General features: G+C 59.8%; 13 protein-coding genes and 1 CRISPR repeat array. Of the genes, 7 read left to right on the top strand and 6 right to left on the bottom strand.

Translation table 11 applies throughout. The features are described from left to right. Positions 1 to 10: 10 nt before the first annotated feature. Together PYTT_RS13490 and PYTT_RS13620 are read left to right on the top strand one after the other, a co-directional pair. Positions 11 to 1,198 (top strand): acyltransferase family protein, encoded by a 1,188-nt coding sequence (locus tag PYTT_RS13490; RefSeq protein ID WP_067777630.1) that lies wholly within the window; start codon positions 11 to 13, stop codon positions 1,196 to 1,198. 80 nt (positions 1,199 to 1,278) lie between these two features. Then, complete coding sequence (locus PYTT_RS13620) at positions 1,279 to 2,448, top strand: acyltransferase family protein (protein WP_067777631.1); 1,170 nt, start codon at positions 1,279 to 1,281, stop codon at positions 2,446 to 2,448. A gap of 142 nt (positions 2,449 to 2,590) precedes the next feature. Here the strand turns inward: PYTT_RS13620 and PYTT_RS11715 are convergent, their stop codons facing one another. Next, on the bottom strand, positions 2,591 to 2,854 hold the full coding sequence (locus tag PYTT_RS11715; RefSeq protein ID WP_067777632.1) for a Sec-independent protein translocase subunit TatA/TatB: 264 nt from the start codon (positions 2,852 to 2,854) through the stop codon (positions 2,591 to 2,593). Positions 2,855 to 3,008: 154 nt separating this feature from the next. Between PYTT_RS11715 and PYTT_RS11710 the strand changes: the two genes are divergently transcribed. The 5 genes from PYTT_RS11710 to pth all read left to right on the top strand — a co-directional run bounded on the left by PYTT_RS11710 (position 3,009) and on the right by pth (position 9,156). Continuing rightward, positions 3,009 to 5,681 (top strand): valine--tRNA ligase, encoded by a 2,673-nt coding sequence (locus PYTT_RS11710; RefSeq protein ID WP_067777633.1) that lies wholly within the window; start codon positions 3,009 to 3,011, stop codon positions 5,679 to 5,681. 22 nt (positions 5,682 to 5,703) lie between these two features. Beyond that, on the top strand, positions 5,704 to 6,483 hold the full coding sequence (locus PYTT_RS11705; protein ID WP_067777634.1) for a DUF4332 domain-containing protein: 780 nt from the start codon (positions 5,704 to 5,706) through the stop codon (positions 6,481 to 6,483). Beyond that, a complete protein-coding gene (locus PYTT_RS11700) occupies positions 6,480 to 6,923 on the top strand; it encodes a hypothetical protein (RefSeq protein ID WP_067777635.1) in 444 nt (147 codons plus the stop codon). The genes PYTT_RS11705 and PYTT_RS11700 overlap by 4 nt, the downstream gene beginning before the upstream one ends. A 123-nt stretch (positions 6,924 to 7,046) precedes the next feature. After that, complete coding sequence (locus PYTT_RS11695) at positions 7,047 to 8,585, top strand: 2-isopropylmalate synthase (protein ID WP_067777636.1); 1,539 nt, start codon at positions 7,047 to 7,049, stop codon at positions 8,583 to 8,585. Positions 8,586 to 8,592: 7 nt separating this feature from the next. Next, entirely contained in the window at positions 8,593 to 9,156 is a 564-nt protein-coding gene (gene pth / locus PYTT_RS11690) for an aminoacyl-tRNA hydrolase (RefSeq protein ID WP_067777637.1), read from the top strand. A gap of 186 nt (positions 9,157 to 9,342) precedes the next feature. Continuing rightward, positions 9,343 to 10,302: direct repeats of the CRISPR family, unit length 32 nt; unit sequence GTTTCAATCCACGCACCCGCGAGGGGTGCGAC. A 210-nt stretch (positions 10,303 to 10,512) separates the two neighbouring features. Here the strand turns inward: pth and cas2 are convergent. From cas2 to cas8c, 5 genes are read right to left on the bottom strand one after another with little or no spacing between them, the layout of a single operon-like run. Further along, positions 10,513 to 10,803, bottom strand: a complete 291-nt coding sequence (gene cas2, locus PYTT_RS11685; RefSeq protein WP_067777638.1) for a CRISPR-associated endonuclease Cas2 — start codon at positions 10,801 to 10,803, stop codon at positions 10,513 to 10,515. Between the two features lies 1 nt (position 10,804). Continuing rightward, the gene (gene cas1c, locus PYTT_RS11680) at positions 10,805 to 11,827 is read right to left on the bottom strand and encodes a type I-C CRISPR-associated endonuclease Cas1c (protein ID WP_067777639.1); all 1,023 of its coding nucleotides are present in this window, start codon (positions 11,825 to 11,827) and stop codon (positions 10,805 to 10,807) included. Then, positions 11,824 to 12,492 carry a CRISPR-associated protein Cas4 gene (cas4, locus tag PYTT_RS11675; protein WP_141675903.1) on the bottom strand — a complete coding sequence of 223 codons (669 nt, stop codon included), beginning with the start codon at positions 12,490 to 12,492 and terminating at the stop codon, positions 11,824 to 11,826. The genes cas1c and cas4 overlap by 4 nt, the downstream gene beginning before the upstream one ends. A gap of 50 nt (positions 12,493 to 12,542) precedes the next feature. After that, positions 12,543 to 13,403, bottom strand: coding sequence for a type I-C CRISPR-associated protein Cas7/Csd2 (cas7c, locus tag PYTT_RS11670; RefSeq protein ID WP_067777641.1), 861 nt, complete (start codon positions 13,401 to 13,403; stop codon positions 12,543 to 12,545). A 45-nt stretch (positions 13,404 to 13,448) separates the two neighbouring features. Then, entirely contained in the window at positions 13,449 to 15,269 is a 1,821-nt protein-coding gene (gene cas8c, locus PYTT_RS11665) for a type I-C CRISPR-associated protein Cas8c/Csd1 (protein ID WP_067777642.1), read from the bottom strand. Positions 15,270 to 15,271: the final 2 nt, after the last annotated feature.

Here is a 15,271-nt window from a genome sequence, read left to right as displayed (position 1 = left end):
AACGAACGACATGACTCTCTCTCAGACTTCCTGCAACAACGAAGAACCCGCCCCCTTGCCAGAATCGCCAGCCAATGCAAATCCTGCGGAGCCCGGCACGCTTCCCTCAACAAAACCGGCTTCCAAACAACGGCTCCAATCGCTTGATGCCCTGCGAGGCCTGGATATGCTCCTCATCGTCGGCTTGAACATCGTCGTATACGCTCTTGCTGGCATCTTCCCGAACAACGGCTTCTGCCAACTGGTGGTGAAGCAATTCCTCCACAAGCAATGGATGGGCTTCGCTCTCCTCGACCTGGTGCTGCCCCTCTTCGTCTTCATTGCCGGGGCTTCCATGGCCTTCTCGCTGGCAGGCAAAAGCGCCGACCCGGCCACGAGGAGGAAAGCCATCCTCCACCTGTACCGCCGGGCCGCCATCCTGATTCTACTCGGATTTCTCGTCAACGGCACGCTCACATGGAATGTGCAGGACATGCGCTTCGCGTCCGTACTGGGGTTGATCGGCATCTGCTGCGCCATTGGGGGCACCATCATCCTACTTGTCCGCAACCTGCCATGGATGATCGGCATCATCGCATTCATCCTCGGAAGCATCGCCTGCCTGCAATTCGGCTTCGGCGACTTCACGCCCGGCGGCAGCATCAATGCCCTCATCGACCAACATTGCCTGCCCGGCCATATCGCACAAGGACACAGCGATCCCGAAGGCATCCTTTGCATCGTCTCCGCCATCGCCCTGACTCTCATCGGCTACGTAGCCGGCACCATACTGAAAAGCAATGTACATACCCCCATCAAACGCTTCGGACTGCTTTTCCTGAGCGGAGCGGCACTCGCCGGTATCGCCTTCGTTGCCAAAGGACATTACCCGCTCATCAAGCATATCTGGACGGCGACATTCGTCTTCACGGCAGGAGGTATCAGCATCATGGCTCTGTCGCTCTTCTATCTGGTCATCGACATCTGGAAATTCCGTGCATGGAGCTTCCCGTTGCAAATCGTCGGCATGAATGCCATATTTGCCTACATTGTCGCCAAAGTTGTCGACTTCGATGCGATCAACGAACGCATCTTCTCCGGCTTCGCCGCATTCATGCCTCCTGCATGGTCGGCCCTCTTCCTCGCGTCCACCTATCTTCTCCTGCTCTGGCTGCTCCTCTTCGGCATGTACAGAAAGGGCATCTTCATCAAAGTCTGAGCCGAATCCCCGGGCAAGATAAAAAACAGGAAAACGGATTTTCCCGTAAAAAACGATGGCATATCGGCGTATATACGGAAATGAAAGACGCAGCCCTTCCCGATAGCCTTCAACTGCCGGACGATACACCCGGCAGCATGACCAGCCCGGAAGCAACAGACGCCGCCCCCGAACCCAAACGGCGGCTGCAATCGCTGGATGCCCTGCGCGGCCTCGACATGCTGTGCATCGTCGGGCTGGACTCCCTCGCACGCATTCTGGCTCAAACCTTTCCGGAACAGGCATCCTTGCAGACATTCAGCGAACAATTCGGCCACAAGGCATGGGAAGGCTTCGCCCTCTATGACCTCGTCTTCCCGCTGTTCGTCTTCATTGCGGGCGTCTCCATGGCCTTTTCCCTGCTGAAAAAAAGCGGAGAACCCGGCGCATGGTGGAAAACTCTGCTTCACCTGTACAAGCGGGCCATCGTCCTGATCCTCCTCGGATGCCTTGTCAACGGGGCCCTGAGCTGGAACCCGGAAAACATGCGCTTCGCGTCCGTACTGGGATTGATCGGCATCTCCTGCGCCGTCAGCGGCACCATCATCCTACTTGTCCGCAAAACGGCTGCCGTCGCTGCAACGGCGCTCCTCATCCTCGGAGGCATCGCCTACCTGCAATTCAACTTCGGCGACTTCACCCCTGAGGGCAGCATCAACGCCATCATCGACCGCAGCTGGCTGCCCGGCATCCTGCACGGCGGCGGTTACGACCCCGAAGGCCTGCTCTGCATCGTCTCCGCCATCGCGCTGGCACTGCTGGGCTACACCACGGGCGCAGCGCTGAAGTACAAGGAATGCACTCCTCTCATGCGCTTCGGCTTCATCTTCCTGTGCGGAGCCGCCCTGCTCAGCATCTCCCTCGTCACGGCGGAATACTACCCCATCATCAAACGCATCTGGACCTCCACCTTCGTTCTGGCTGCAGGCGGCATCGGCATGTTCCTGCTCGCCCTGTTCTATCTCGTCATCGACGTCTGGAACCTGCGGGCCTGGAGCTTCCCGCTCAAAGTCATCGGCATGAATGCGCTCTTTGCCTACATCCTGACCTCCCTCATCGACTTCGGAACCCTGAACGAACGCATCTTCTCCGGATGTGCCGAGCTGCTGGAACCGGACTACGCCCCCCTCTTCTTCGCCGCAAGCTACATCATCCTGCTGTGGCTCCTGCTCTTCGGCATGTACAGGCAACGCATCTTCGTCAAGGCCTGATTTCGCCCTACCCCTTCTGCGACCTCTGCAACGAACCTTGACGTCCGGTCAGGCCAACGAAAAACCCGTGGCACAACACCACGGGCAATCAACCAGCCGGGCAATTCGCCCCGGCCATGGCAAAACTCCGATCGCAACAGCCTCAAGCGACCTTGCCGGAATCGGAAGTATCGGTCTTCTTCTCCTCGTCGGCAGCTTCGATCTTCTTGGGAGCCTCCACCGGTTTGGCTTCGTCCTTGGTCACGCCGGAAATCTCGTCTTCAAACTCCTTCTTGGCCTTCTTGAACTCGCCAAGGCTCTTTCCGAGGCCACGAGCCAATTCGGGAAGCTTCTTCGCCCCGAAAAGAAGGAAAAGAATGATCAGGACAATCGTCAATTGCGTCGGACTAAACAAATTGGCAAGCATAACAGTCATCAGTACGAAGTAAAGTACCCCATTCTTTCACCCATGACAACCCGCAAGTGCGACTGCATGCAAATTTCCCCGGCATCCCGAAAGCGGTGCAAGGCCGAAAAAAAACTTGCAACATGAGGCGTTTTGGAGTGTAATTGCCCGCGTTATGACGGAATTGCCCAAGGCGTACGAACCTCAGATTGTAGAAGAAAAATGGCAGTCTCGCTGGATGTCGGAGCACTGCTTCCATGCCGACGAACACTCCTCCAAACCCGCCTATTCCATCGTCATCCCTCCGCCCAACGTCACGGGAGTCCTTCACCTCGGCCACGTTCTGAACAACTCCATTCAGGACATTCTCGCACGCCGCGCACGCCAGCTTGGCAAGGAAGTACTCTGGCTTCCCGGCACGGACCATGCGGGCATCGCCACCCAGGTGCGCGTGGAAAAAGACCTCCGCCAGCGCACGGGCCAAACCCGCCACGACCTCGGCCGCGACGAATTCCTCAAACTCGTCTGGGAATGGAAAGACAAACACGGCGGCATCATCTTCAAACAGCTCAAAAAGCTCGGCTGCTCCTGCGACTGGGAACGCGAACGCTTCACCATGGACGAGCAATTCACCCACGAAGTCAGCCGCGCCTTCGTCGAACTCTTCAAGGAAGGCCTCATCTACCGCGGCCGCCGCATGGTCAACTGGTGCCCCGTCTCCCTGACCGCGCTCTCCGACGAGGAAGTCATCATGAAGCCCACAAAGAGCAAGCTCTACACCATCCGCTACAAACTGGAAAACGGATCGGGAGAACTGCTCGTCGCCACCACCCGCCCGGAAACCATCATGGCGGACGTCGCCGTCGCCGTCAACCCCAACGACCCCCGCTTCGGCCATCTCATCGGGCAAAACGTCATCCGCCCCCTCTGTGCTGCGCCCATCCCCATCATCGCGGATGAACACGTCGAAATCGAATTCGGCACAGGTGCGCTCAAAATCACCCCTGCCCACGACCGCGCCGACTTTGAAATCGGCCAGAAAAACAACCTCGAAATTATCGACGTTCTCACCCCGGACGGCCGCATCGAATGCCCCGGCTGCCCCGAGCTGCACGGCCTCGACCGCTTCGAAGCCCGCGACAAATCCGTCGAAATCCTCCGTGGCCTCGGTCTCCTCCACAAAGTCGAAGAATACGAAAACAACGTCGGCTACTCCGAACGCGCCGACGTCCCCATCGAACCACGCCTCTCCATGCAGTGGTTCCTCAAATACCCCTGCGTCAAGGAAGCAGCCGAAGCCGTTGCCTCCGGAGACATCACCTTCCGCCCCGCACGTTGGGCGAAAACCTACGCGCACTGGCTCGAAAACATTCAGGACTGGTGCATCTCCCGCCAGCTCTGGTGGGGCCACCGCATCCCCGTCTGGTACCGCAAAAACGCAGCCGACACCCTGAAAGCCGCCCCCTCCCTCGACGTCTCCGACGAAGCCACGGGCAACATCCACGTCGGCACCACACCGCCTGCCGATCCCGAAAACTGGGAACAGGACGGCGATGTGCTCGACACATGGTTCTCCTCATGGCTCTGGCCCTTCGGCACCATGGATGAAGAACTCCGCGCCAAATTCTACCCCACCAGCGACCTCGTCACCGGACCGGACATCATCTTCTTCTGGGTGGCCCGCATGATCATGGCAGGCTACCGCTTTGAAGACAGGAAACCCTTCTCGAACGTCTTCTTCACCTCCATCATCCGCGACATCCTCGGCCGCAAAATGAGCAAATCCCTCGGCAACTCGCCCGACCCGCTCGACCTCATGGCCACTTACGGCGCAGACGGCCTCCGCTTCGGCCTCATGCGCATCGCCCCCACCGGCACGGACGTCCGCTTCGACGAATCGCAAATCGGCGAAGGCCGCAACTTCGCCAACAAACTCTACAATGCCGCGCGCTTCCGCATGATGCAGGGCGAAACCGATGCCGCCGCAGAACCGGCCTACACCGCCGTCCACATCGACATCCTCGCCAAACTCAAACAACTCCACACCGACGTCGCGGACGCACTCGCCGCCTACGAATTCAACGCCTACACCCAGGCCCTCTACCAATTCTTCTGGTCCGAATACTGCGCCCTCTTCCTTGAGGCCATCAAAAACGACCTCCGAGAAGGAGCCGACCCGTCCGCCCGCGCCGCCACCCTCGGCACCATGGACACCGTCATGCGCCACTACCTCGCACTGCTCCACCCCATCATGCCCCACATCACCGAAGAACTGTGGGCATCGCTCGGATTTGCAGCAGCAGAAGCGGGCAAGCCACTCATGGTCACCCCCCTGCCCGATCCCTCCAGCCTCCTGCAAAACATCGGCGAAGAACAACGCACAGCCGCAGGAACGCTCGCCGCAGCCCTCTACGAAACCGCCAACCGCGCGCGCAACCTCAAGGCCGAATACAACCTCGCCACCAACAAAAAGGTTCAATTCATCCTCAAACCCTCCATGAATGTCGACCCCGACACCGCCTCCCGCCTTGCCCTGCTGGCCGGAGCCGAAACCGTCGGCATCGAACCTGCCTACGCAGCCGAAAAAGGAACACCTGCCAGCCTCACCCCCCTCGGTGAACTCTTCCTCCCGCTCGAAGGCCTCGTCGATGTAGACGCCGAACGCGAACGCATCCGCAAGGAACTCGAAAAAATCGCCCGGGAAATCTCCAAATGCGAAGGTAAACTCGGAAATGCAGGCTTCATCGACCGCGCACCCGCCGATGTCGTCGCACAGGAACGCGCCCGCTTGACCGAATGGCAGAGCAAACAGGCACAACTGACCGGAATGCTCTCCGCCCTGCTATAACGCCAGCACCAAACCTGCGTCCATGAACCGCATCGTCCACCTGACCGCCGAACACCGCGAACTGCTCGACATACTGGGAGTAAAGTCCCCCGCCACACTGGCAAGGTACAATGCGGAACAACTGCTGAACGACCTCCGGCTGGCAAACACCCACTTCGAACGCAACCTCCCCCTTCCCGACGAACGGCTGGTAGAAGGATGGATCGCCCAGGCTCAGACCATCGTCCGGGAAGAAACGGCCGTCCCGCAGGAACAGGAAACCGGTGCCGTCAAAGAAACAGACAACCTGCCCAACCGCCTTGGAGGAAAAGCGCTCCCCGTCCTGACGCACCACAAGCGCACCCCGGCAGCCTCGCACCGCAAGGCAAGGGAAGAAACTGCCGATCGATCCGTCTCGGAACGCTACATGCATCCTCGCGGCATCCGGCACACCACGCCGATCCGTACATGGCTCGGTGCAGTCATCGCCATCCTCTTCTGGCTGTGCGGCCTCTCCCTGATCTTCCTGCTGCCGTACATCCTCCTCTTCAATCATGCGCTGTTGCGCTGGCACATCATCGCCTTCGCCTTCATCGGCCTAATCCTCTTCCTCTACCTGATCGTCTCCTTCCGATGCCGGTGCAGCGTCTGTAAAATACGCATCTTCTCGTGGCAACGCTATGTGCGCAACAGGAAAATGCACACGATCTGGGGCCTGGGTCGCGTCGTCCCCACTGCCTTGCACATCCTGCTCTTCAAATGGTTCCGCTGCCCCTCCTGCGGTACGGCACAGCGGCTCCGCAACCCACACTCATCCCGATGAACACAGCCATCTGCTTCCTGCCCCTCGCCATGCCCGCCTTGGCGGTTTCCGGTGAAGCGCAACAAAGCCAACCCTCCTCCCCACACTACATCCTCGCGCAGGAACTGATCGAACTCCTCCATGCCACGGACAGCATCCTGAGCATGTGCTACGATGCGGAAAGCATCCGGAACGCCATCCCGCAGCTTGAAACCCAGAGGATGACAATGAACGCCATCGCCGTCCGGCAAAGCGAACTGCCCGACCCGACCGCCGAAGAGGAAAAGGAAGTCCTGCAACTCAAGGATCAATTCAATTCGGCATGGAATAACGTATCCGGACAAATCGACCGGCTCATCCTCAACGGGCTGGTCACGCCCGAACTGGCGAATGTCCTCTCACTGGATCCTTCGCTCGTCGCGCAGCAACAGGCACAGCCCGCCACACCCCCGGCCCGTTAACCGCATACTCGCCCCGAACAGGGAACTTCTTGCCCTGCGAACCCAACCCGCCACCATGACAGGTTGGGCACTTGCATACCCGCATCGCCATGTTATAGTGCGGATTCAAACCAACATAATAATATGGCTGATCAAATACGCTTCTTTGACACGACACTGAGAGATGGAGAACAATGCCCCGGGGCCTCCATGAACCTTCGTCAAAAGCTCGAAGTCGCCCGTCAGCTAGAAAAACTGGGAGTGGACATCATCGAAGCAGGCTTCCCCTGCATCTCTGACGGAGACTTTGAAGCAGTCCACACCATCGCCACGGAAATCAAACACTGCACCATCGCAGGCCTCGCACGCTGCGTGCCTGGCGACATCGATGCCGCCGTCAAAGCTCTGGCTCCTGCCGGAGACCGCGCACGTGTCCACATCTTCCTGGCCACCAGCCCCCTGCACCGCGAGTACAAACTCAAGAAAACCAAAGAGGAAATCCTCGTCATGGCCGTCGAAGGCGTCGCCCATGCCAAAAAATACGTGCAGGACATCGAATTTTCCGCAGAAGACGCCTCCCGCACCGAACTCGACTACCTCGCACAGGTCGTCGAAGCCGTCATCGCAGCCGGAGCCACCACCGTCAACATCCCCGACACCGTCGGCTACACCACACCGGACGAATACGCACGCATCATCACCTACCTCAAGGAAAACGTGCCCAACATCGAACAGGCGATCATCTCCGTCCACTGCCACAACGACCTCGGCCTTGCCGTCGCCAACTCGCTGGCAGCCGTCAAGGCGGGAGCCCGGCAGGTCGAAGGAGCCATCAACGGCATCGGCGAACGCGCAGGCAACTCCGCGCTGGAAGAAGTCATCATGGCCATCTCCACCCGCCCGGAAGCCTTCGGAGGAGTCACCCACGGCGTCCACATCAAGGAAATCGTCAAAACCTCGCAGGTCGTCGCCCGCATGAGCGGCATGCCCGTCCAGCGATCGAAGGCTGTCGTCGGTGAAAACGCATTCGCCCACGGCTCCGGCATCCACCAGCACGGCATCCTCAGCAAACGAGAAACCTACGAAATCATCGACCCTGAAACCATCGGCTGGGGCGCGACGGAACTCCCGCTCACCAAACACTCCGGCAGAGCCGCCGTCCGCCAACGCCTCGAAAAACTCGGCTACGTCCTCACGGAAGAAGAACTCACCCACGTCTTCGAACGCTTCAAAAAAGTAGGCGACTCCAAGAAATTCGTCTATGACGACGACATCTCCTCCCTCGTCAACGACTCGCTGGACAGCCAACAGGGACTCTGGAGCCTCGACTTCATCCAATTCGTCGCAGGCACTCACGCCCGCGCCACCGCCACGCTCAGCCTCATCATCGACAACGACAAACGCGAAGACTGCGCCACGGGCAACGGCCCGGTCAACGCCGTCTTCAAAGCCATCGACCGCATCACCAAAACAAAAGGCAAACTCGTCGAATACAACGTACGGGCTGCCTCGCAGGGGCAGGACTCCGTCGGCGAAGTCTTCGTCAAAGTCGACTTCGGCACAGGCAAACCCGTCTCCGGCAAAGGCGCCGCCACCGACATCATCGAAGCCTCGGTCCGCGCCTACCTGAACGCCGTCAACAGGTCCCTCACCATCCCGGCATGCCAAATGCGCGAATGCTGACCCATCCATGAGCAGCGTGCCTCGCATCATCGTCGGCCTCGGCAACCCGGGGCAGACATACGCCGGAACCCGGCACAACGTCGGGTTCATGGCGCTTGATGCGCTGGCACGCCACTGGAATATACCCTACAAACTTGACAAAGCGAGAAAAGCCGAACTGGCCGCAGGCCCCGGCGTCCTCCTCGTCAAACCGCAAACCTACATGAACGACTCGGGAGCCAGCATCGGCCCCCTCATGCGGTACTTCAAATTCTCCCCCGAACAAATCCTCGTCATCTACGACGACATCGCCTTCCCTGTCGGAACCCTCAAACTCCGCCCCGGCGGATCTGCCGGAGGACACAACGGCATCAAATCCCTCATCGCCCACTTGGGCACAGACAAATTCCCCCGCCTCCGCATCGGCATAGGAGCCCCCGGCGGCAAGGAAATGACCGCCCACGTACTCGGCAAATTCCGCCCTGACGAACAGGAACTCCTCGGTGTCTCCATCGAAAAGGCGGCGGATGCCGCCCGTTACGCCGCTACCCACGGCATCGAAGCCGCCATGAACATCTACAACGTTCAGTAAACGGCCCTTACCCCAACAAAGCGCAACCCCGCTGCAACCCCGCTGCAACCCCGCTGCAACCCCGCTGCAACCCCGCTGCAACCCCGCTGCAACCCCGCTGCAACCCCGCTGCAACCCCGCTGCAACCCCGCTGCAACCGCGTGGGGTGCGACAGCCTGCAACGCCACGGATGCCATCCTCGCCGTCGTTTCAATCCACGCACCCGCGAGGGGTGCGACTTGGCCATGTTGCTGCCGTTGCGATATGAGTCCGTGTTTCAATCCACGCACCCGCGAGGGGTGCGACTTCGTGGACATGATCGAAGAAGCCATCGACAACAGTTTCAATCCACGCACCCGCGAGGGGTGCGACCATGACAAGCTTGCGACTGGCGGTCAGCACCTCAAGTTTCAATCCACGCACCCGCGAGGGGTGCGACGCGACCGGGAATACGTGCGGGATTCCCCGACCGGGTTTCAATCCACGCACCCGCGAGGGGTGCGACATTCCGTTCTAGCAGAGGCTGCGACAGGCAGCGGGTTTCAATCCACGCACCCGCGAGGGGTGCGACCGTCGGCAGGCATACGCAATGTCGTGCAGTACCCGTTTCAATCCACGCACCCGCGAGGGGTGCGACCCTCCACGCCCGACACGTTTTCCCGCATCATCGGTTTCAATCCACGCACCCGCGAGGGGTGCGACCATGACAAGCTTGCGACTGGCGGTCAGCACCTCAAGTTTCAATCCACGCACCCGCGAGGGGTGCGACTTGTGATGTACTGGGCAATTGGCTGACCATCGGAGTTTCAATCCACGCACCCGCGAGGGGTGCGACCGGCCGAACTCGAAGCGGCGGCCGCGGGTATCGGTGTTTCAATCCACGCACCCGCGAGGGGTGCGACTTCGTCGCACGCTGCATCTCCATGATGCCTGTGTTGTTTCAATCCACGCACCCGCGAGGGGTGCGACCGCTATCGTATGCTCGCACGATATTTCTGATGTTGTTTCAATCCACGCACCCGCGAGGGGTGCGACGGCGCATTCCCGTCCTTTGTCAACCATATCTCGCGTTTCAATCCACGCACCCGCGAGGGGTGCGACGGGATGACGTGTGGCTTGATGTGACGGTTTTCCGGTTTCAATCCACGCACCCGCGAGGGGTGCGACTGCCACTTTGTAACATGTTGTCACCAAAGAGGCAATTCCTTTATTTCCGCCGACGAGCTGTCAATATACATTATTTGACAACTTCATAAAGCGGGCTTGTTTGTCAATCTGATGAACACGAGGCTGTTGCCGATTTCGCGGATGTTCCGGGAATTTCGGTACAGCTTGGGGTTCGCGCGTGTTGCGCCCTGCCTGCGGTCGATTGATGTTTCAGATGATGAGCGTGCCGTCGATGTCGTAGCTTTTCTTGGCTCCGACATGGAGGATTTTCCCTTCATCATCCTTGCCCAGAAAGTAGAAGCGCAGGCTGTCTTCTTCCGGGTCCATGGTATCGAGGAGCTGCTGTTTGACGGAGACAAAGAGGTTCGGCGGGATTTTGCATTCGAAGACGGAGTTCTGCACGCGCTGTCCGTAGTTTTCACAGATGCGTGCAATGCGCCGCAGTCTCCGGGCTCCCGTCCTCGTGGCCGTAGCCACATCATAGCTGATGATGACGAACATGTTATCTCCAAAGCATGGGGGTGTAGGCGTCCACATCGCCGCGCAGGTGGCGGGCGAGCAGGCGCGCCTGAATGTGCGGCAGCAGGCCGATGGTGATTTTTTCGCCGATGACGGGGTGCATGATGGTTTCCTTTTTGCGTTCCTGCCATGCGCTGAGGACGATTTTCCGGCTTTCTTCTTTGAGGAAGACGGCGCCGCTTTCTTCCCGAGTGAAGTCGCCCGGTTTGATCTGGCGGCGGTTGATGAGGGTGAGGACGAGGCGGTCATCCAGTACGGCGCGGAATTCTTCCATGAGGTCGAGGGCCAGTCCGGGGCGGCCCGGCCGGTCGCGGTGCAGGACGCCGACGGCTGCATCAAGGCCGCACGATTCGAGCGCAGAGCGGCAGTCGTGCGCCAGCAAGGCGTAAACGAAGGACATGAGGGCGTTGACGGAGTCGCGCGGAGGCCTCCGGGAGCGTCCGCAGAAGATGAAGGCCGGGTCATCGTGGGCGATGGCTGTCGGGAAGGCGGAGAAGTAGGCGTCCGCCGCGTTACCTTCTATGCCAAGAAGTTCGGCGGCGTCGCGCGCTTTTCGGGCGGCCTGCACCGAGTATGCCAGAGAGGAGATGACAGGCTCGAGGTTGATGCCCGAGCGGTCGCGGTCGACACGCAGGAGGACATGGCGGGCATTGAGGATTTTGGCGGCGATCATTTCCCGAGCGATGTTCAGAGCGGCTTCGGGCTGGTCCGCACAACGGTATTGCGCCCTTCGCAGCAGGACGTTGCCGGGGGTGAATCCCGTAGCGGCGGCGAGAAAACGCCCGTTGGGGTCGCAGAAGGAGAGGCGGATGCCGCTTGCCGCGCAGGCGGCAAGGAGCTGGGGAGAGACGCCGATGTCCCACCCCATGGTGATGATGGATTCGAGGTTATGCAGGGGTACGCGCATCAGAGAGGAGCCATGGTCGATGATGCTGACGGTTTCCCCGTCTTTGGCGAGCCATACTCCTTCCCGGGTGACGTAGAGGGTGTTCAGGTGCTGTTTCAAGGTTCGGACGGTTCGTTGTTCAGGAGGAGGGAGAATTGGCGGTCGTTGTACTGCGAGGCGGGGACTTTGCCGATGCCTTTCATGTGCGGGCCGAGGTGCGGGAGGCAGAGGTCGATCATGGAGCATTGCTCGCAGCTTTTTTCATAGCGGGCCGGAGGAGTTTCACCGTTGTCGATGAGGGAACGCACGTCGAGAATGGTCCGGATGGTGAGGTTTCGCAGTTCTTCATCGAAGAGGACGTCTGTTCTCCGGCGGGGTTTGAGGTAGAAGAGGTAGCCTCGTTCGATGTCCATGCCGTGCATTTCTTCGAGGCAAATGGCTTGCGCGCAGAGCTGCACTTCGTCTGCACGGTGAGCCTTGGGTTTGCCGTGCTTGTATTCGACGGGTACGATGCGGTCGTACCGTCCCCGGGGGCCGTGGTATTCGACGACGTCCGCCACTCCCTGCATGCCGTAGCGTTCGGAGAGGAGGTGGACGCTCCGTTCGATGCGGATGCCCCGAGAGGTGTTGCCCTGCCCGGCATCGACGCGTTCATGTTCGATGCTGCCGCTCGCGGTGTGGATGTTGTCCGCCCACAGGCGTTCGACGTGGATGAGAGCGCACTGTCTCGGGCAATAGATGTAGTGCTGGAGGGAGGAGATGGGGAGGCCGTCTTCCATGGGCAAGGGTATCCGGCAGCGGCAGGCCGAGGATTGCCGCTGCCGGAAGGATGGGGTTAGCAGTCGATTTCTTCGACGGTGACACCGGCCGGGATGGCAGCCTTGTCGATGATGATGTCGTAGTCTTCGATGGAGCGCGGAGCGTCGATGCCTTCCTTGCGAACGATTTTGACGGCGTCGTACAGTTTATGAGCCGGAGCGTTGCCGAGCTGGCTTTCGTGCTTGAAGACGATAAGCTTACGGACAGCCATGGAGCCGGCGGGGCGTGCGGCGGAGGCGTCGAAATCGAAGAGGTGGACGAGGGATTCCTTGAGGAGTTCCCAGTCGGATTCGTTGAATCCGGTCTGGGCGGCGAGGAAGGGGTTCACGCATCCGCGCGTGGTATAAACGGCATAGGGGATGGTGTATTTGCGACCCATGGTGCGGTTGTCGCCCTTCTGGTTTTCGGCTTCCTTGACGGTCGTGACGGCGCAACGTGTGACGGCGTATTCCGCACTGAAGACGGGGTCCACGGAGCGTGAGAAAGAGAGCTGCACGGGGCCGCGCACCTGTCCGCAGTTCACATCAGTGGTCATCACGGCGCCGAATGCGCGGATGTCGAAGAAGTTCTGGCACATCCAGGCACGGGCTTCATCTTTGACGGCCTGGTCGGCATTCTTCGCTTCCTTTTTGATGCCTTGGTAGGCGCGTTCGTTCTGGTTGTTGAGAATGGCTTTTTCACGGACGTAGATGTCGCAGCCGGGCTGCCCGTCGCGGGTGAGCTGGACGAAGTTTCGGATTTTGCGCTTGAGGCATACGTCGGTGACGAGGCCGTGGCCGCTTTCGACGTCCACGCGCGGCATGTTGCCGGCATCGGGGTCTCCGTTGGGGTTGGCGTCGAGGGCATCGTAGATGAGGACAAAGTCGATTTTATTCATGGTATTGTGGTATTTTGGTTGGTTGTTGAAAAATGTGGTGGCGGTTTATTCCTGTTCGGTTTTTTCCTGGTCGTTCTTCGGGGTGTAGAAATCCTGCATTTGCTGGTAGTAGCCGAGTGTAAATTGCGCTTGCTGCTCAAGGCTCATGTGGGCGGGGATGGCCGTCAGGTCGCCGACGATGCTCTGGATGAGCTTTTCGCGGTTGATCTTGGCTCCCGGGTCGAGCTGGTTGAGGTGGTGGGAGTACAGCCGCTGCAGGCGGGCCATCACGCCCCGGGGCGTGGCGGATGCGCTGGAGTAGAAGCTGTCGCGGATGGTTCTGTTCAGCTTGCGGTCTCTGTTGGCGTCGAGCTGGGTCTTTTCATAGGCGGCGAAGAGCCGCCCGATCAGGTAGCCGGGTTCTTTGTTGTCCTTGTTTATCATGGGGGTGATGATGGATTGTGTTTCGGTTGATTTTTTGCGGAGGAGCCACGCCTTGAGGTAGGAGCAGCGGATGTAGTTGACGTCGTGGTCGATGGAGATGCGGCGCAGGATAGCCTGTGCGATGGCGTCCGGATAGGGCGCACCGCCGATGATGGAGCGCATCAGTGCCGCGGAGAAGAGCGGCGGGATGTCTTTCGGTTCACGCGCCGTTTCGCGGAGGATGGAGTTCGGAGCAATCAACTTCGGGTCGGGATTTTTGCTGTTCTTTTCCGTCCATTGCGGTTGCAGGCGCAGAGCGTCGTAATGCCGCTGCACAGATTCCATCAGCTCGCCGAAGGTGGATTCAAACCAGAAGCGGATGGAGAGGCGCGAAACATTGGGCGACAGGCCGAGGATATAGAACGGAGCCCCGGCATCGTCGAGGTCGTCCTTTTTCAATTTGCCTTGAGCCAGCTTGTCCAGCACCTCCTGTACGCGGGAGAGGTTTCCGGCGTGCATGGCATCCCGTGGGGGAGAGATGGCGCGTCCGACGATGCTCTCCAGCATTTCCATTTTCGCAGGCGGCACATCCGCCCAGAAGACGGTGGTGGAATCGCCGATCAACTGGCGAGTTTCCTGCCTGCCCAGAAGGTAGTTGAGCGCATTGCAGTACGCGAAGGCGGCATGTTCGCCGACGGGGGCGTTCGCGCTCTGCTCCTTGGCGAAGGAGGTGAAGGAATTGCAGTTGAAGGAGACGAGCTTCGCGCCCATCGACTGGGCATTGGCGACGCCCTTGATGATGGGTTCGTGCAGCACGGCGATTTTCGCCATGCGTCCGGTGACGAGGCACATGCCTTTCTCTCCCTCGTCTTTGGCTTTCTTGCCGTCGGCACCTTTCCAGAGGTCTTCGCCGCCGTCGAGCCACCAGGAGCGGAGTTCGGGCAGCTCGTGAACGTAGTCTTCCTCGCCTTGTATGCGGAAAATCCCGTTACCCGTCAGCAGGTCGGGATTGGTGAAAAGTTCGGGCGCACGCGCCGGATCCCACGCTTCGAGGAAGCGGCAGACGGCGGAATACTGCGGATGGTTGACGACCGTTTCGAGGGCAAGGTGCTTGTCGCGCAAGGCGGCGAAGGCTTCCTGCGCCCGCTTTTCCGCCTTCTCTTCTCCGCTGCCCTTGTAGCCGAGGAGGTAGCCCGTGTTGTCCCACAGGAAGCAGGGGTTCAGACCGGAGCCGGAGGGTTTCGTCCCGCCCAGAACCATGCGTTTCTGGGAGACCATGGCCGTTTTTTTGCCTTTCGGCACTTCGACGCGGATGTCGTCGAAGGCAACGAGGGTTCCGTCCGGCTTCAACACGACGGCATAGGAAATGTTCTGCTTGCTGAAGCCGAGCGTCGGCAGGTCTGCGCCGCGTTCGGAATCGGCGGCGAGGCGGTCGTACAGGGCTGAAAGTTGTTGAAGAATCATAC

The organism is Neoakkermansia glycaniphila, from assembly GCF_900097105.1.
GTDB classification, from domain to species: Bacteria; Verrucomicrobiota; Verrucomicrobiia; order Verrucomicrobiales; family Akkermansiaceae; genus Akkermansia; species Akkermansia glycaniphila.
Note: the sequence above shows the minus strand (reverse complement) of the source record. Positions and strands in the feature narration are given on the sequence as shown.

Excerpts from the sequence above, each read along its gene's own strand:
- PYTT_RS11705 (WP_067777634.1), top strand. The coding sequence starts at position 5,704 with ATGAACCGCATCGTCCACCTGACCGCCGAACACCGCGAACTGCTCGAC.
- PYTT_RS11715 (WP_067777632.1), bottom strand. The coding sequence starts at position 2,854 with ATGCTTGCCAATTTGTTTAGTCCGACGCAATTGACGATTGTCCTGATC.
- cas2 (WP_067777638.1), bottom strand. The coding sequence starts at position 10,803 with ATGTTCGTCATCATCAGCTATGATGTGGCTACGGCCACGAGGACGGGA.
- cas7c (WP_067777641.1), bottom strand. The coding sequence starts at position 13,403 with ATGAATAAAATCGACTTTGTCCTCATCTACGATGCCCTCGACGCCAAC.
- PYTT_RS13620 (WP_067777631.1), top strand. The coding sequence starts at position 1,279 with ATGAAAGACGCAGCCCTTCCCGATAGCCTTCAACTGCCGGACGATACA.
- PYTT_RS11710 (WP_067777633.1), top strand. The coding sequence starts at position 3,009 with ATGACGGAATTGCCCAAGGCGTACGAACCTCAGATTGTAGAAGAAAAA.
- PYTT_RS11695 (WP_067777636.1), top strand. The coding sequence starts at position 7,047 with ATGGCTGATCAAATACGCTTCTTTGACACGACACTGAGAGATGGAGAA.
- cas8c (WP_067777642.1), bottom strand. The coding sequence starts at position 15,269 with ATGATTCTTCAACAACTTTCAGCCCTGTACGACCGCCTCGCCGCCGAT.
- PYTT_RS11700 (WP_067777635.1), top strand. The coding sequence starts at position 6,480 with ATGAACACAGCCATCTGCTTCCTGCCCCTCGCCATGCCCGCCTTGGCG.
- pth (WP_067777637.1), top strand. The coding sequence starts at position 8,593 with ATGAGCAGCGTGCCTCGCATCATCGTCGGCCTCGGCAACCCGGGGCAG.
- PYTT_RS13490 (WP_067777630.1), top strand. The coding sequence starts at position 11 with ATGACTCTCTCTCAGACTTCCTGCAACAACGAAGAACCCGCCCCCTTG.